16 protein-coding genes and 1 pseudogene are annotated in these 15,050 nt (G+C 72.8%); 8 read left to right on the forward strand and 9 right to left on the reverse strand.

From position 1 onward, the window contains the following. Nucleotides 1–141 precede the first annotated feature (141 nt). Complete coding sequence (locus tag RIN80_RS02765; RefSeq protein WP_309093843.1) at nt 142–1,311, reverse strand: thiolase family protein; 1,170 nt, start codon at nt 1,309–1,311, stop codon at nt 142–144. 93 nt (nt 1,312–1,404) lie between these two features. Here RIN80_RS02765 and RIN80_RS02770 point away from each other — a divergent pair, with 93 nt between their 5' ends. The 3 genes from RIN80_RS02770 (at nt 1,405) to RIN80_RS02780 (ending at nt 3,186) form a co-directional block, all read left to right on the forward strand. Continuing rightward, on the forward strand, nt 1,405–1,875 hold the full coding sequence (locus RIN80_RS02770) for a helix-turn-helix domain-containing protein (protein ID WP_309093844.1): 471 nt from the start codon (nt 1,405–1,407) through the stop codon (nt 1,873–1,875). Between the two features lie 158 nt (nt 1,876–2,033). Further along, a complete protein-coding gene (locus RIN80_RS02775) occupies nt 2,034–2,909 on the forward strand; it encodes an undecaprenyl-diphosphate phosphatase (protein WP_309093845.1) in 876 nt (291 codons plus the stop codon). Between the two features lie 97 nt (nt 2,910–3,006). Then, the gene (locus tag RIN80_RS02780) at nt 3,007–3,186 is read left to right on the forward strand and encodes a hypothetical protein (RefSeq protein WP_086562056.1); all 180 of its coding nucleotides are present in this window, start codon (nt 3,007–3,009) and stop codon (nt 3,184–3,186) included. 57 nt (nt 3,187–3,243) lie between these two features. Here RIN80_RS02780 and RIN80_RS02785 read toward each other — a convergent pair whose 3' ends face one another. Then, entirely contained in the window at nt 3,244–3,846 is a 603-nt protein-coding gene (locus RIN80_RS02785; protein WP_309093846.1) for a DUF4291 domain-containing protein, read from the reverse strand. Between the two features lie 97 nt (nt 3,847–3,943). Between RIN80_RS02785 and RIN80_RS02790 the strand changes: the two genes are divergently transcribed. Beyond that, nucleotides 3,944–4,108 carry a hypothetical protein gene (locus RIN80_RS02790; protein WP_375141593.1) on the forward strand — a complete coding sequence of 55 codons (165 nt, stop codon included), beginning with the start codon at nt 3,944–3,946 and terminating at the stop codon, nt 4,106–4,108. 69 nt (nt 4,109–4,177) lie between these two features. After that, nucleotides 4,178–5,752: an apolipoprotein N-acyltransferase gene (lnt, locus tag RIN80_RS02795; RefSeq protein ID WP_309093847.1), complete on the forward strand. Its 1,575-nt coding sequence runs from the start codon at nt 4,178–4,180 to the stop codon at nt 5,750–5,752. On the opposite strand, the gene RIN80_RS02800 is transcribed toward lnt, so the two are convergent. Together RIN80_RS02800 and RIN80_RS02805 are read right to left on the reverse strand one after the other, a co-directional pair. Then, nucleotides 5,676–6,581 (reverse strand): Gfo/Idh/MocA family oxidoreductase, encoded by a 906-nt coding sequence (locus RIN80_RS02800; RefSeq protein ID WP_309093848.1) that lies wholly within the window; start codon nt 6,579–6,581, stop codon nt 5,676–5,678. The two genes, lnt and RIN80_RS02800, sit on opposite strands and share 77 nt — an antisense overlap. 13 nt (nt 6,582–6,594) lie before the next feature. Beyond that, nucleotides 6,595–7,778 (reverse strand): annotated as a pseudogene (locus RIN80_RS02805) (FAD-dependent monooxygenase). Between the two features lie 80 nt (nt 7,779–7,858). Here RIN80_RS02805 and RIN80_RS02810 point away from each other — a divergent pair. The 3 genes from RIN80_RS02810 to RIN80_RS02820 all read left to right on the forward strand — a co-directional run bounded on the left by RIN80_RS02810 (nt 7,859) and on the right by RIN80_RS02820 (nt 9,672). Continuing rightward, complete coding sequence (locus RIN80_RS02810) at nt 7,859–8,449, forward strand: TetR/AcrR family transcriptional regulator (protein WP_309093849.1); 591 nt, start codon at nt 7,859–7,861, stop codon at nt 8,447–8,449. 43 nt (nt 8,450–8,492) lie between these two features. Then, nucleotides 8,493–9,005, forward strand: coding sequence for a DinB family protein (locus tag RIN80_RS02815; RefSeq protein WP_309093850.1), 513 nt, complete (start codon nt 8,493–8,495; stop codon nt 9,003–9,005). A gap of 151 nt (nt 9,006–9,156) precedes the next feature. Continuing rightward, entirely contained in the window at nt 9,157–9,672 is a 516-nt protein-coding gene (locus RIN80_RS02820) for a hypothetical protein (protein WP_309093851.1), read from the forward strand. 75 nt (nt 9,673–9,747) lie between these two features. Here the strand turns inward: RIN80_RS02820 and RIN80_RS02825 are convergent, their stop codons facing one another. The 5 genes from RIN80_RS02825 to fabG form a co-directional block, all read right to left on the reverse strand. Further along, a complete protein-coding gene (locus tag RIN80_RS02825) occupies nt 9,748–10,239 on the reverse strand; it encodes a hypothetical protein (RefSeq protein ID WP_309093852.1) in 492 nt (163 codons plus the stop codon). A 124-nt stretch (nt 10,240–10,363) separates the two neighbouring features. Continuing rightward, nucleotides 10,364–11,047: a uracil-DNA glycosylase gene (ung, locus tag RIN80_RS02830; protein WP_309093853.1), complete on the reverse strand. Its 684-nt coding sequence runs from the start codon at nt 11,045–11,047 to the stop codon at nt 10,364–10,366. A gap of 90 nt (nt 11,048–11,137) precedes the next feature. Next, on the reverse strand, nt 11,138–12,724 hold the full coding sequence (locus RIN80_RS02835) for an ABC transporter substrate-binding protein (protein WP_309093854.1): 1,587 nt from the start codon (nt 12,722–12,724) through the stop codon (nt 11,138–11,140). A 191-nt stretch (nt 12,725–12,915) separates the two neighbouring features. Next, nucleotides 12,916–13,674, reverse strand: a complete 759-nt coding sequence (locus RIN80_RS02840; RefSeq protein ID WP_309093855.1) for an SDR family oxidoreductase — start codon at nt 13,672–13,674, stop codon at nt 12,916–12,918. A gap of 13 nt (nt 13,675–13,687) precedes the next feature. Further along, nucleotides 13,688–14,449 carry a 3-oxoacyl-ACP reductase FabG gene (gene fabG, locus RIN80_RS02845; protein WP_010041288.1) on the reverse strand — a complete coding sequence of 254 codons (762 nt, stop codon included), beginning with the start codon at nt 14,447–14,449 and terminating at the stop codon, nt 13,688–13,690. Between the last annotated feature and the right edge of the window lie 601 nt (nt 14,450–15,050).

Genomic DNA, 15,050 nt, shown 5'->3' on the forward strand with positions numbered 1-15,050 from the left:
CCCGTGCCTCGACGCCGACGTCCCCCGCCTTCCTGATCGCCCTGGCGTGCATCGCCCTGCCCGCGCTGGCGGGCGTGGTGGTGGCCTGGCGCAAGCGGCACCAGCTGCGCCGGCTCTGACGGGCCCTCACCACCGTCCGGTTCAGATCCGTTCCAGCACCATGGCGTTGGCGAGCCCGCCCGCCTCGCACATGGTCTGCAGCGCGTACCGGGCGCCCCGTTCCCGCATCGCGTGCACCAGCGTCGTCGTGAGCCGGGTGCCGCTCGCGCCGAGTGGATGGCCGAGCGCGATCGCGCCGCCGTGCACGTTGACCCGGCCGAGGTCGGCGCCGGTCTCCTGCTGCCAGGCCAGGACGACGCTGGAGAACGCCTCGTTGACCTCGAACAGGTCGATGTCGTCGAGGCTGAGCGAGGCCCTGCGCAGCACCTTCTCGGTCGCCGGGACGACGCCCGTGAGCATGAGCAGCGGGTCGGATCCGGTGACGGCGAAGCTGTGCAGCCGGGCGAGCGGACGGAGCCCGAGCCGGGCCGCGGTCTCGCTCGACGTGATGAGCACGGCCGAGGCGCCGTCGTTGATCGGGCTGGCGTTGCCCGCCGTGACGTTCCACTCGATCTGCGGGAACCGCTCGGCGAAGCCGGGGTCGTGGTAGGCGGGTTTGAGCCCGGCGAGGACCTCCGGGGTGCTGTCCGGGCGGACGCACTCGTCACGCGTGACGCCCTCCAGGGGAGCGACCTCGGCGTCGAAGTACCCCGCCTCCCAGGCCGCGGCTGCCTTGTGGTGCGAGGAGACCGCGAAGGCGTCCATCTGCTCGCGTCCGATCGACCACTTGGCCGCGATGAGCTCGGCGCTGATGCCCTGCGGGACGAGTCCCTCGGGGTAGCGCTCGGCGACCCCGGGACCGAAGGGGTCCTTGCCCGGCGGCACGTTCGACCACATCGGCACCCGGCTCATCGACTCGACCCCGCAGGCCACGACGAGGTCGTAGGCGCCCGAGAGGACGCCCTGGGCGGCGAAGTGCACGGCCTGCTGGGAGGAGCCGCACTGCCGGTCGACGGTGGTGGCGGGCACCGACTCCGAAAAGCCCGCGGACAGGACGGCGTAGCGGGTGGTGTTCATGGCCTGCTCGCCGACCTGGTCGACGGTGCCGCCGATGACGTCGTCGATCAGCGCCGGGTCGATGCCCGACCGCTCGACGAGGGTGCGCAGGGTGTGGGCGAGCAGTTCCACGGGATGGACGTGTGCGAGGGCGCCGTTGGGCTTGCCCTTGCCGATCGGGGTGCGTACGGCTTCGACGATCACTGCGTCTCGCATGGGCGGGCCTCCACGGCTACCAGTGAGTAGGAAATCCGAACTCACGGTATCCCGCAGGGTTGGAAAATCCAACCCTCTCGTAGACTGAGCGCCATGGCCGCCCGCAGAGATCCGCGCCCCTGCTCCATCGCCGACACCCTGGCGCTGGTCGGCGAGAAGTACTCGTTGCTCGTGCTGCGGGAGGTGTGCCTGGGCAACGGCCGGTTCGACCAGCTGGTGCGCAACATCGGCGCTCCGCGCGACATCCTCGCCACCCGGCTGCGCCGGCTCGTGGACGCCGGGATCCTCGCCAAGCACCTCTACAGCGAGCGCCCGCAGCGCTTCGAGTACCGGCCCACCCGGGCCGGGCTGGAGCTGGAGCCGGTGCTGGTGACGCTCATGGCGTGGGGCGACCGCCATCTGCGCGCGGACGGCGACCGCCCGATGGTCGTGGAGCACTCCTGCGGCCGGGCCCTCGCCCCGGTCGTCACGTGCCGGGCCTGCGGTGACGAGGTGCGCCACGAGGACCTCACGGCCCGTCCGCAGGCTCCCGGCTGGACGGTGAGCGGACCGACCGCGGCCTGATGCACTCCGCTCCGGGGCCGCTTCCAACCCCTGTGTCCGGGCGGTCTCCCAAGGGCGCTACGCTTCCCCCTCGGCACACATGATCCCCCGTTCCTCGCGACGGCGGCCCGGTGTGCCCGTCGTCCGTCCCACGATCGGCACTTGGACTCCGCTACCTCATGTCTTGGTTCGAATCACTCATCCTCGGACTCGTCCAGGGGCTGACCGAGTTCCTCCCCGTCTCCTCCAGCGCCCACCTGCGGCTGACGGCGGCCTTCTCGGGCTGGGAGGACCCGGGCGCGGCCTTCACGGCGATCACGCAGATCGGCACCGAGGCCGCCGTGCTGATCTACTTCCGCAAGGACATCGGGCGGATCATCTCGGCCTGGACGCGCTCGCTCACGAACAAGGCGCTGCGCGGCGACCCCGACGCGCGGATGGGCTGGCTCGTGATCGTCGGCTCCATCCCGATCGGCGTGCTCGGCGTGACGCTGAAGGACCAGATCGAGGGCCCCTTCCGCGACCTGCGGATCACCGCGACCATGCTGATCGGCATGGGCATCGTCCTGGGCGTGGCCGACCGGCTCGCGGCGCGCGACGAGAGCGGCGGCAAGCACCGCGCGCCCAAGCAGCGCAAGGCCCTGGAGGACCTGGGCGTCCGCGACGGCCTGATCTACGGCCTGTGCCAGGCCATGGCGCTGATCCCGGGCGTCTCCCGCTCCGGCGCGACCATCAGCGGCGGCCTGTTCATGGGGTACAAGCGCGAGGCGGCGGCCCGTTACTCCTTCCTGCTCGCCATCCCCGCGGTGCTGGCCTCGGGCCTGTTCGAGCTGAAGGACGCGTCGGAGAGCGGCCACGTCTCCTGGGGCCCGACGATCTTCGCCACGGTGATCGCCTTCGGCGTCGGGTACGCGGTGATCGCGTGGTTCATGAAGTTCATCTCGACCAAGAGCTTCATGCCGTTCGTCTGGTACCGCATCGCGCTCGGCATCGTCATCATCGCCCTGGTCAGCACGGGTGCCATCAGCCCGCACGCGGGTGAGCCGGCGCACTGACCCGGCCCGCTGTGACCCCCGTCTCGTGACCAACCGCATAGCGGTCCGGTAGCCGTCCGGTAGCGGCCTGTCAGTGGCTGCCCCTAGGCTTGTCCGCATGTCCCCCGATTTCGTGACCCCTGGTTCCGTGCGGTCCGCCGCCGAGGTCAACGAGGAGATCCGTGCGCTGTGGCGGCGCACGGGCGGCACCCTGTCGGCCGAGGAGCGCGCGGAGTACGAGCTCCTCGTCGTCGAGTGGGCGGCCGCGATCCGCGGAGCCGTCGTCAAGGCGGCCTGACCGGCCGCCGCCGTCCCCTCCCCCAGGCGGGCTGTCCGGCTCCCGCCGACCCGTCCCTCAGGCGCCCAGCCGCGCCAGCACCTCGTCCTCGACCGGATAGGGCCGCTCCTCGGGCAACAACCCGGCGACCGCGCCGAGTTCACCGGCCCGCACCCGCGCGTGGATCTGTGCGGCGAGCGGAGTGACGTCCTCGATCCCCACGATCCACTCGTCCGCGTAGCGCGCGGCCGCCTCCCCGGCGAGCCCCAGCTGGAGTGACCGGTGCGGCAGCGGCCGCAGCCGCAGATCCCGCTCCGGGTCCCACTGCACCCGCGCCGGCGCCCGCTTCAACTGCCGCTGCCAGGCGGCCCGGTCACCGTGCAGGGCGGGCACATGATGGGACAGGCAGGCGTGGCGCAGCGCCCAGAGGAAGCCCTCCCGACGGATCTCGATCGCCAGGACCGTCTCCTGGCCCTCCTTGGTGCCCCAGCCGCAGCGGTACATCATCCACAGGAACGACGGCTTGATCCAGGTCATGCGGTCGCGCTTCCAGGACGACGGGAAGCGGCCGCCCCGGGCCGCGGGGCCGCCGATCTCCGGGCGGTAGGCCTGGTAGACGGTGATCGTGGACTCGGTGTGGCGGGCGCGTATCCGAAAACGCGGTTCGTTCTGATCGTTCACGAGGGACAGGCTCGCCGCCACGGCCGCCCGCGGCCACCGAATATCGCGCACGGCCCCTGGCCCGCCGGCCGTGCCATGCCTGCCCGACCCGGAGCCGATGGCGGGTGCGGTCGCCGCCCGGCGCGCGCCGGATCTCGTGTGCGGCGGCCGGTACGCCTTCGCGCTGCTGCGTACGGAGGAGGGCCGGCGGCTGGGCGAGGTGGTCGTAGGCAAGGAGTGGCGGCGCCTTCCCGAGCGGCCCGCGGCATCTGTGGTCGACTGACCGGGCCTGCGCTGTCCTAGATCGTCCGCCGGGCGCACACTGGAGGCACCTGCGGGGTAGGAGGCGCCTATGAAGACGCTCGGCCACTGGCTCGCCTCCCCCTGGCGGCGCTCCGCCGCGGCCGCGGCCGCGGGCGCCCTCCCGGTCCTCGCCTTTCCCGCCCCGGCCCTGTGGTGGTGGGCCTACGTCGCGCTGGTCCCGTGGCTCCTGCTGCTGCGCACCGCGCCGACCGGGAAGCGGGCCTTCTACGACGGCTGGTGCGGCGGCTTCGGCTTCATGCTGGCCATGCACCACTGGCTGCTGCCGAGCCTGCACGTGTTCACGTTCGTCCTCGCCGCCCTGCTCGGCGCCCTGTGGGGCCCCTGGGGCCGGCTGGTGCGCCACCTCCTGGGCGGGGTCCCCTCGCGGACCCGGGTCGCGGTGGCGCTGCTGGTGCTGCCCTCGGGCTGGCTGGCCGTCGAGCTGGTCCGCTCCTGGCAGGGGCTCGGCGGCCCCTGGGGCATGCTCGGCAGCAGCCAGTGGCAGGTCGGGCCCGCGCTGCGGCTCGCCTCGGTCGGCGGGGTGTGGCTGCTCAGCTTCCTGCTGGTGGCGCTGAACGTGGCCGTCGCCGTGCTCGTCGCGGTCCGCCACGCCCGGGTGCCGGCCGTGGCCGGGCTCGTCGCCACGGCCGCCGCCACCTCCGCCGCCTGGACCCTCGCCCCCCGCCCCGCCGTCGACGGCCAGGTCCGGATCGCCGTCGTCCAGCCGGGCGTCATCGGCGGTCCGGACAGTGGCGAGCGCCGGTTCGACCGCGAGGAGCAGCTCACCCGCCGGCTGGCCGGCCAGGACGCCGACCTGATCGTGTGGGGCGAGAGCAGCGTCGGCTTCGACCTCGGCGACCGGCCCGACCTCGCCCGGCGCCTCGCGGACCTCTCCCGCGCGACGGGCGCCGACATCCTGGTCAACGTGGACGCCCGGCGCTCCGACAAGCCCGGCATCTACAAGAGCTCGGTCCTCGTCGGGCCGGACGGCCTGACCGGGCAGCGCTACGACAAGATGCGCCTGGTCCCCTTCGGCGAGTACGTCCCGGCCCGCTCGCTGCTGGGCTGGGCCACCTCCGTCGGCAAGGCCGCCGGGGAGGACCGGCGACGCGGCTCGCAGCCGGTGGTCATGGACGTGGGCGACGGTCTTCGCGCCGGGCCGATGGTCTGCTTCGAGACGGCGTTCCCGGACATGACCCGCCACCTCACCCGGGAGGGCGTCGACGTGCTGATCGGCCAGTCCGCGACGTCCACGTTCCAGCAGAGCTGGGCACCCGCACAGCACGCCTCGCTGGCCGCGCTGCGCGCCGCCGAGACCGGCCGCCCCATGGTGCACGCGACCCTCACGGGCGTGTCGGCCGTCTACGGCCCGCAGGGGCAGCGCGTCGGCTCACGGCTCGGCACGGACGCCTCCGCGAGCCAGGTCTACGCCGTCCCCCTCGCGCACGGCACCACGCCCTATGTCCGCTACGGCGACTGGACCGTGCACGCCGCCCTGCTGGTCCTCGCCGCGTGGGCGGCCGGTGAGGGCGTACGGACGCTGCGGCTCAGGCGGTCCGCTCCTGCACCGCGCGTACCACCCGTTCGCACAGCTCATGGGTCTCCAGCGCGTCCAGGGCGCTGAGCACCCGGCCCGCCCGCACCGCGTCCAGGAACGCCAGCACCGCCTGCTCGATGCCGCGCTGCCGGGCGACCGGCACCCAGTCCCCGCGCCGCCGTACGGTCGGCTGCCCCTTGTGGTCGACCACCTCGGCGAGGTTGACCACCTGCCGCTTGGTGTCCTGCCCGGACACCTCCAGGATCTCCTCGGCGGAGCCGCTGAGCCGGTTCATCACACCCAGCGCGGTGAAGCCGTCCCCGGCGAGCTGGAGCACCACGTGGTGCAGCAGGCCGTCCCGGACGCGGGCGCGCACGCTCACGTCGTCGATCGCGCCGGGCGCCAGGAACCGCAGGGTGTCGACGACGTGGATGAAGTCGTCGAGGATCATCGTGCGCGGGTCCTCGGGCAGCCCGACGCGGTTCTTCTGCATCAGGATCAGCTCACGGGGATGGTCGGCGCACTGCGTGTATCCGGGGGCGTGGCGCCGGTTGAAGCCGACGGCCAGGCTCACGCCCCGCTCCTCGGCGAGCGCCACCAGCCGCGCGGAGTCGGCGAGTTCGTAGGCGAGCGGCTTGTCGACGTAGGTGGGTACGCCCGCTTCCAGCAGCCGTGTCACGATCTCCGGGTGGGCCGGCGTGGGCGCGTGCACGAAGGCGGCGTCGAGGTCCGCCGCGAGCAGGGAGTCGAGGGTGGCGTGCCGCTGCTCGCGGGGGATGTGGAGGCCGTCGGCGACCCGGTCGAGGGTGGCGGGCGTGCGGGTCTGCAGGTGCAGCTCGACGCCGGGCCGGAAGGCGAGGACCGGGAGGTAGGCCTTCTGCGCGATGTCGCCGAGTCCGATGCAGCCGACCTTCACCTGGTGCTCTCCTCTAGTGGTTGCCTGCCGGGGACTGCTGGGAAGCATACGGCTGCTGCGGCGGCCGCCAGTCGGCGATGCCGTCGAAGCCGCGCAGGAACAGGGCGGGTCCGGCCTTGGACAGGGCGGCCATGGCGGTGTTCCGGACGGCGACGCCGGTGCGGCCGGTCATGAGGTTGAGGCGGGCGACCCGCACGGCCTGGCGTGCCACGGCGGTCGTGCGGGGCAGCCGGGCGGCGGTGTAGGCGGCCGGGTCGTCGCAGTGGTGCGCGAGCACGACCGCGTCCTCGATCGCCTGGTTGCCGCCCTGGCCCAGGGTCGGCGGCATGGCGTGCGCGGCGTCGCCGACCAGGGTGACCCGGCCCCGGTGGTAGGCGGGCAGGGCTCGGCGATGTGGTGCACGTCGTGGCGCAGCACGTCGCCGGGGCGGGCGGCGGCGAGCACGGCAGGGACCGGCTCGTGCCAGTCGCCGAAGCGGCGCAGCAGCTCGGCCCGCTCGTCGTCCGGCGCGCTCTCCCCGGCCGGTGTCCTGGCGGCGGCGTAGGCGTAGACGCGGCCGTCCTTGAGCGGGTGCGTGCCCCAGATCCGGCCGAGGCCCCAGGTCTCGTGCGAGGTGAACTCCACGCCGGGCAGGGGGATCACGACCCGCCAGGTGGTGAAGCCGGAGTAGACCGGCCCCGGATGGCCGGGGAAGAGCGCGCGGCGCACGGCGGAGTGGATGCCGTCGGCGCCGACCACGAGGTCGGCCTCCAGCTCACCGTCGGGCGTGGTGACGCGGGCGGGCCGGCCGGGGCCGCCCGGGTCGGCGAGGGTCGCGGCGGAGGCCGTGCGCACGGTGTCCGCCGGGAGCCGGGAGGCGAGGCTCGTGATGAGCGTGGCGCGGTGCAGCAGCACGAGCGGGCCGCCGAAGCGCGCGGCGGCGGCGCCGGCCGAGGTGCGCGCGAGCCACCGCCCGCCCGGTGTGCGCAGACCGCCGTCCCCCGCCCAGGCGGCGAGGGCCCGGATCTCGTCGCCGAGTCCGATGACGTCCAGGGCGCGCAGGGAGTTGGGGGCCAGCGAGATGGCCGCGCCGACCGGCTCCAGCGAGCGGGCCCTCTCCAGCACGGTGACCCGCCAGCCGCGCGCGTGCAGGGCCGCCGCCGCGGTCAGGCCCCCGATCCCGCCGCCGATCACGACGGCTCGCCTCGACTGTGCCATGGCTCCTCCTGCCCCTCACTACATCTGTAGTACGCGTTCGACGGTACTACACCTGTAGTGAGACGGGTAGCGTGGCCGTCATGTCCGTACGCACCACCGGCCCCTCCCGCGCCGATCTCGTCGCCGACACCGCCCTGGCCCTGCTCGCCGAGCGCGGGATGCGCGGTCTGACGCACCGGGCGGTCGACGAGGCGGCCGGGCTCCCCCAGGGCTCCACGTCGAACCTCGCGCGCACCCGGCAGGCCCTGCTGGAGCTGGCGGTGCGGCGGCTGGCCGACCGCGAGGCGCGGGTGCTCGCGCTGCACGAGATGCCGGACCCCGGCGCCGGTACCGAGCCACTGCTGGACGCCCTGGCCCTCGCGATCCACCGCGCCCTGACCGGCCATCGCGCGCTCACACTGGCCCGCTACGAACTGGCGCTGGAGGCGACGCGCCGCCCCGAGCTGCGGGCGTGCTTCGACGCGACGGGCGCCCGCTTCCGCGACCAGCTCACCGCCCTCGTCACCGGCCTGGGCTCCACCGAGTCCGACCGGCACACGCTGTCGCTGATCGCCTGGGCGGACGGGCTGATGTTCAGTTGCGTGGCGGGGTCGTTCGGCGCCGCGACGCCGAGCCTGGCAGAAGTGCGGGCCGGGTTGCGGGAGTTGCTCGACGGGATGCTCCGGGGCTGAGAAATACGTGGTGCGGCCCAGGGCGCCGGGAAAGGATGGAGCCATGACGACCGAACGCAGCATGCCCGCCACGACCGCCGACGAACGCACCATGCTGGAGGGGTGGCTGGAGTTCCACCGGCAGACCCTCGCGTGGAAGTGCGAAGGGCTGAGCGACGAGCAGCTCAGGACCGCCTCCGCGCCTCCCTCGGAACTGTCCCTGCTGGGCCTCGTGCGGCACATGGCGGACGTGGAGCGCAGCTGGTTCCGCCGGGTGCTGGCGAACGAAGACGCGCCGCCCCTGTACTTCAGCGACGACGACCTGGACGGCGAGTTCCACCTGACCGGGGCCGACACCTGGGCGGAGGCCCACACCACCTGGCAGGGCGAGATCGAGGCGGCCCGCGCCAACGCCGCCCGCTTCACCCTGGACGACATCTCCGAGGGCAGGCACCGGCGCACCGGCGAGCGGTTCAACCTGCGCTGGATCTACACCCACATGATCGAGGAGTACGCGCGCCACAACGGCCACGCCGACCTGCTCCGCGAGCGCATCGACGGCGCGACCGGCGACTGACGTCAGCCCCGGCGGGCCCACGCCCTCCGTACGGGGCGGGACATCACCCGTGCGGGGCATCCTCCGCCGGTCCGCCGCCCGGGCGCGGGCCGGACGCACCAGAGTGACGCGGGTGCATCGAACGACGACCACAGCGACGCTCCTGGTGACCGTGGCTGTCTCGGCCCTCGCCGGCTGTACGACGGTCCGGCATCCCTCCGCGCCGGGGCCCTCGGCGGCGCCGTCCCGGCCGCCGCTGCCGCAGCCCGACGGGCGGACGCAGACGCAGATCGTGCAGGCGCCGGCCCGCGAGGCGCTGCAGCTCATCGAGGAGGGGCCCCGCCGCCCGAAGCCGGCCACAGCCGGGTCGGGCCCGTCGGCGACCCCTCCGGCGGCCGCGCCCCCGGCGGTGGGGTCCGAGCGGCAGCGGCCGCCGTCCGGCCGGCACGAGGCCGGTACCCGGCCCGCCCGCCCGGACCGCCCGGACCGCCCGGACCGTCCCGAGTCACCCCGCCGCAGCCCTCAGCGGCCGCGCGCCGGCCTCCCCGACGTGTCGGCGCCGGTGCGGCAGGACGTCCGCGGGCGGGTCCCCGACGGCACGGACGTGTGCGCGCTGGGCCGGCGCTACGGAGGCTGGCGGGCGGACAGCCCGGAGGCGACGATCTGCCGCGACGCCTACGGGCGTTGACCGGTGTCCAGCGGCCGCCGCCACGCCACCTGCGGGCGTTGACCCGTGCCCGGGGGCCGCTGCCGCGGCCGGGTCTCAGGGCCGCTGCCGCGGCGGCGTCCCTCTCCCGCCGCCGCTGTCCCCCAGCCGGGCCCGAAGCCGCTCGATGGCCGCCCGTACGCCCTCGCCGTAGCGGTCGTCGGCGAGGACTGCGGCGGCTTCCCGGGCCCACCGCAGATGTGCGCGGGCGGCATCGAACCGGCCGAGTCCGACATAGTCGTCGGCGAGGTTCACGTGCAGGGAGGGGTAGAACGCGAGCACCGCGAGGGCTTCCTGCCCGGCCTCTTCGGCCGCCGCCAACGCGCGCAGGTCCCAGGCCAGTTCGTCCGCCGGGTCGTCCTGGGTGTCGGCCAGGTAGTGGGCGAGGGTGCAGCGGTGCAGCGGGTCGCCGTGCTCGCCGATCTCCGCCCACAGGTCCAGCAGGCGGTGGCGGGCCTCCTCCCGGTCTCCCGCGTGGTGCAGCATGACGACCTGCCCGATCCGCGTCAGCACGGCGTCCGGCGCCGCCTGCCCCTGTCGCTCCGCCACGACGCCCTCCGCGCTCTCGCCGGCTGTTCGCCCCGACGCTAGCCGCAGCGGGAGCCGATCCGGCTCAGGCGGCTCCGGACACCGCCCCGTCCGCACCCGGCGGTCCGCCCCGGAGGGACCGTCGTCAGCCCAGGTTCGGGATGGTCCAGTCGATCGGCTCGTGGCCCTGCGCCGCCACCGCCGCGTTGATCTGCGTGAAGGGCCGCGAGCCGAAGAACTTCTTCGCCGACAGGGGCGAGGGGTGCGCGCCCTTGACCACCGCGTGCCGGGTCTCGTCGATCAGTGGGAGCTTCTTCTGCGCGTAGTTCCCCCACAGCACGAACACCGCCGGGTCGGAACGCTCGGCCACGGCCCGGATCACGGCGTCGGTGAACTTCTCCCAGCCCCGGCCCTTGTGGGAGTTGGCCTCCCCGGCCCGGACGGTGAGCACCGCGTTGAGCAGCAGCACGCCCTGCTCGGCCCACGGCATCAGATAGCCGTTGTCAGGGATGGGGGTGCCCAGTTCCTCGTGCATCTCCTTGTAGATGTTCCGCAGGGAAGGCGGGATCCGCACCCCGGGCCTCACGGAGAAGCACAGGCCGTGGCCCTGGCCCTCGCCGTGGTACGGGTCCTGACCGAGGATCAGGACCTTGACCCGGTCGTACGGCGTGGCGTCCAGCGCCGCGAAGACCTCCTCGCGCGGCGGGTAGACGGGACCCTTCGCCCGCTCCTCCTCGACGAACTCCGTCAGCTCCTTGAACCAGGGCTGCTGCAGCTCGTCACCCAGAACCCCGCGCCAGGACTCGGGCAGCATGGCGATGTCGGTCACGTCAACGTCCTCACGATGTGCGGTCACTTGCAGGCCTCAGAACCTACCGGCGACCACTGACAACGCGCCCGGGAACCCCGACCGCCCGCGCTACCAGGCAGTCTTGCGGTGCAGCTCCCACATCATCATGATCGTCGACGGGTCCAGGGCCCGCTCGGCGCCCGAGACGTCCCGGCTCGCCGCCACGTACTGCCGGCCCTGCCACAGCGGCAGCAGCCGCGCGTCGTCCACCAGGATCCGCTGGGCCTCCTCGAACTCCTTCTCCACGTTCGCGCGGTCGCTCTCGCGGCGCGAGCGGGGCAGCAGGTCGCCGGTGATCTCGGGGGCCGGGTACGGCGTGCCGAGGGCGTTCTGCTCGCCGACGAAGGGCGCGATGAAGTTCTCGGCGTCCGGGAAGTCGGGGAACCAGCCGCGTCCGAACACCGGGTACTCGCCCTTCTGGTAGCCCTCGACATAGGTCTTCCAGGGGCGGCTCTTGAGGCTGATCGAGAACAGGCCGGAGTCCTCCAGCTGGCGCTTCAGCTCCTTGAACTCGGCGGCGGTCTCGGAGCCGTAGCGGTCGCTCGTGTACCAGAAGGTCAGCGGGACCTTCTGGTTGATGCCGGCCTCGGTGAGGATCTTGCGGGCCTTGGCGACGTCGGGGTCGCCGTAGTCGTCGAAGAAGCCGGTGGTGTGGCCGGTGAGTCCCTTGGGGACCATGGAGTACAGCGGGTCGACGGTGTCCTTGTAGACCTTGTGGGCGATCGCCGCCCGGTCGACGACCTGCGCGATGGCCTGGCGCACGGGCTTCTTGTCGGCCCAGGCGTCCTTCGGGTTGAACACCAGGTAGTTGATGTCCGTGCCGGTGCCCTCGACGAGCTGGATCTCCTCCTCCTTGGAGGTCTTGCTCTGCAGGTCGACGACGTCTCCGGCGGCCAGACCGCGGTAGGTCACGTCGATCCGCTTGTCCCGCAGGGCCTCGACCATTTCGCCGGAGTCCTGGTAGTAGCGGACGGTGACCGCGTTGTTCCGGCGCTGGGCGAAGCCCTGGTAGGCGTCGTTTCTGACGAGGACGGCCTCCTCGCCCTCGTCGTACGAGTCGAGGGTGTACGGCCCCGAGCCGACGACGTCGCCGCTCTTGCGCAGGCTGTCCGCCGGGTAGTCCTTCGGCGAGACGATGGACATCGCGGGCGTGGCGAGCACGAACGGGAAGGTGGCGTCGGGCTTGTTGAGGTGGAAGATCACCTCACGGTCGTTCGGCGCCTGGACCCGTTCGAGGCTGCCCAGCAGACCGGCGGGCCCGCCGTTGACGTTGATCTTGCGGATCCGGTCGAACGAGTACTTCACGGCCTGGGCGTCGAGCGCCTCGCCGTTGGAGAACTTCAGGCCCTCGCGCAGCTCGCAGCGGTACACCTGGTTCGACGCGTCGCTGAACTGGCACCGCTCGGCGGCGTCCGGCTGGGGCGTGGTCTCACCGACGGGGTAGCTCAGCAACGTCTGGTAGATGTTGCGGAACAGTTCCCAGGAGCTGTCCCAGGACGCGGCGGGATCGAGCGTGCTGGGGGCACTGGTGGTGCCGACGACGATCGGCCCCGCGTCGTCCGGGGTGTCGGACGACAGGACGCCGCATCCGGCGACCAGGGACGATAGGGACGCGATGGCCGCCACCCGCCGCAGGCATCGGTTCCGGTTGAACACGCGCACGCTCCTCGATCTGCCATACCAAGGGTCGGCAGACCATACCGCAGTGCCACGCCCCCTGACCCTCCCCGGAACACGACCTCTTGATCGATAAACCTTTGACGACGTTGTCATCGCCCTTTGCGGTGGCTTTACGACGGCACGGGCGCCCTGAGCCGTCCACAGGGCGCCCGTGCCGGGGGCTCGTCTCAGCCGGTGCCGGCGTTGAGGAAGATCCCGCCGTCCACCACGAGCGTCTGGCCGGTGATCCAGTCGGACTGCTCGGAGGTGAGGAACGCGGCCGCGCCGCCGATGTCGGAGGGCACGCCGAGCCGCCCGAGCGGGTAGGCCGCCGCGGCCTCCTCCTCCCGGCCCTCGTACAGGGCCTGGGCGAACTTGGTCTTCACCACGGCCGGGGCGATCGCGTTGACCCGCACGCCGGGCGCGAACTCGTGCGCGAGCTGCACCGTCAGGTTGATCATCGCCGCCTTGCTGACGCCGTACGCGCCGATGAACGGCGAGGGCGACAGGCCCGCGACGGAGGCGATGTTGACGATCGCGCCGCCGTTGTCCTTCTGCCAGGCGTGCCACGTCTTCTGCGCGAAGCCGAGCGCCGAGACGACGTTGGTCTCGAAGACCTTGCGCGCGACGTTCAGGTCGAGGTCGGCGATCGGCCCGAAAACCGGGTTGGTACCGGCGTTGTTGACCAGGAAGTCGACGCGGCCGAAGGCCTCCATCGCGCGTTCGACGGCGACGGTCTGGTGGGCCTCGTCGTGTGCCTTGCCGGCCACGTACACCGCGCGGTCGGCGCCGAGCCGCTCGACGGCCTCCTTGAGGGCGTCCTCGTTGCGACCGGTGATGAGGACACGGTCGCCGCGCGCGACGAGCGCCTCGGCGACGCCGTAGCCGATACCGCGGCTGGCGCCCGTGACGAGGGCGACCTTGCCGGAGAGTTCCGTGGAAGTCATGTTCTCTTCGTCCTTAGTCGAGCGGTCCGCCGGCCACGTACAGCACCTGGCCGGAGACGAACCCGGCGGCCTCGCCGGTGAAGAAGGCGATGGCGTTGGCGATGTCCTCCGGCTCGCCGACCCGGGCCACCGGGATCTGGGTGGCGGCCGCGGCCTTGAAGTCCTCGAAGCCCATGCCGACGCGCTCGGCGGTGGCCTTGGTCATCTCCGTGGCGATGAAGCCGGGGGCGACGGCGTTGGCGGTGACGCCGAACTTGCCGAGCTCCTTGGCGAGGGTCTTGGTGAAGCCCTGCAGACCGGCCTTGGCCGCCGAGTAGTTCACCTGGCCGCGGTTGCCGAGCGCGGAGGACGAGGACAGGTTGACGATCCGGCCGAAGCCCGCGTCGACCATGTGCTTCTGGCAGGCCTTGGACATCAGGAAGGCGCCGCGCAGGTGCACGTTCATGACGGTGTCCCAGTCGGAGACGCTCATCTTGAACAGCAGGTTGTCGCGCAGCACGCCCGCGTTGTTGACCAGGATCGTGGGCGCGCCGAGTTCTTCGGTGATCCGTGCGACGGCCGCCTCGACCTGCGCCTCGTCGGAGACGTCGCAGCCGACCGCGATGGCCTTGCCCCCGGCGGCGGTGATCTTCTCGACGGTGTCCTTGCAGGCGGCCTCGTCGAGGTCGAGCACGGCGACCGCGCGGCCCTCGGCGGCCAGTCGTACGGCGGTGGCGGCGCCGATGCCGCGCGCGGCACCGGTGACGACGGCGACCCGCTGCTCAGTGGTGGACATGACTCGTTCTCCTCAGGTGAGCGACCGCTTAGTACCTTCAGTGGGTGTGACGCTAGAAGCCCTGGCACGCGGTGTCAACGGCCGGGCGCGGCATGTGATCCATCACCCCCGCCGGGCCTGCCCGGCGAGGCGCTCCGGACCACCCGAACGGCCCAGGACCGCAGGTGGCCGCCGTCCGCCTCCCCTGGCGTCGGAGCGCGAGCCCCCGGTGGCCGGAAAGGAGACGCACGATGCACGTCGTACCGGTGTCATCGGCACGCTCTTCGCGGTCGCCGCGATCGTGCCCTTGTCCGCCCCCGCTCATACCCAGCCCGACCGGGACCGCCGTGATTGCGCCTTCGAGGAGGACGCGCAGGCCGTGTTTCGACGCGGACCGGAGCGATCCGCAACGGCTGGCGATCCGCAACGGCTGGAGGAGGACCGGGGCCCGGACGACGGCATCGCGTGTGCGAGGCGCTGCCGTGCCGGGCACGGGCGTCTCCCCCACGGCTTCCGCCCGGCCGTCCGTGTGCGCGACCACCGCGCCGGCCAGGAGCACGCCGGGCGTCACGCCCGCCCCGACCAGGCCGGCCGCCCCCCTTCCAGGTGGTTGACCTGGTCA

It is taken from the genome of Streptomyces sp. (assembly GCF_031181705.1).
Lineage (GTDB): Bacteria > Actinomycetota > Actinomycetes > Streptomycetales > Streptomycetaceae > Streptomyces.

Excerpts from the sequence above, each read along its gene's own strand:
- fabG (WP_010041288.1), bottom strand. The coding sequence starts at position 14,449 with ATGTCCACCACTGAGCAGCGGGTCGCCGTCGTCACCGGTGCCGCGCGC.
- RIN80_RS02810 (WP_309093849.1), top strand. The coding sequence starts at position 7,859 with ATGTCCGTACGCACCACCGGCCCCTCCCGCGCCGATCTCGTCGCCGAC.
- RIN80_RS02840 (WP_309093855.1), bottom strand. The coding sequence starts at position 13,674 with ATGACTTCCACGGAACTCTCCGGCAAGGTCGCCCTCGTCACGGGCGCC.
- RIN80_RS02765 (WP_309093843.1), bottom strand. The coding sequence starts at position 1,311 with ATGCGAGACGCAGTGATCGTCGAAGCCGTACGCACCCCGATCGGCAAG.
- RIN80_RS02790 (WP_375141593.1), top strand. The coding sequence starts at position 3,944 with ATGGCGGGTGCGGTCGCCGCCCGGCGCGCGCCGGATCTCGTGTGCGGC.
- RIN80_RS02815 (WP_309093850.1), top strand. The coding sequence starts at position 8,493 with ATGACGACCGAACGCAGCATGCCCGCCACGACCGCCGACGAACGCACC.
- RIN80_RS02775 (WP_309093845.1), top strand. The coding sequence starts at position 2,034 with ATGTCTTGGTTCGAATCACTCATCCTCGGACTCGTCCAGGGGCTGACC.
- lnt (WP_309093847.1), top strand. The coding sequence starts at position 4,178 with ATGAAGACGCTCGGCCACTGGCTCGCCTCCCCCTGGCGGCGCTCCGCC.
- RIN80_RS02770 (WP_309093844.1), top strand. The coding sequence starts at position 1,405 with ATGGCCGCCCGCAGAGATCCGCGCCCCTGCTCCATCGCCGACACCCTG.
- RIN80_RS02780 (WP_086562056.1), top strand. The coding sequence starts at position 3,007 with ATGTCCCCCGATTTCGTGACCCCTGGTTCCGTGCGGTCCGCCGCCGAG.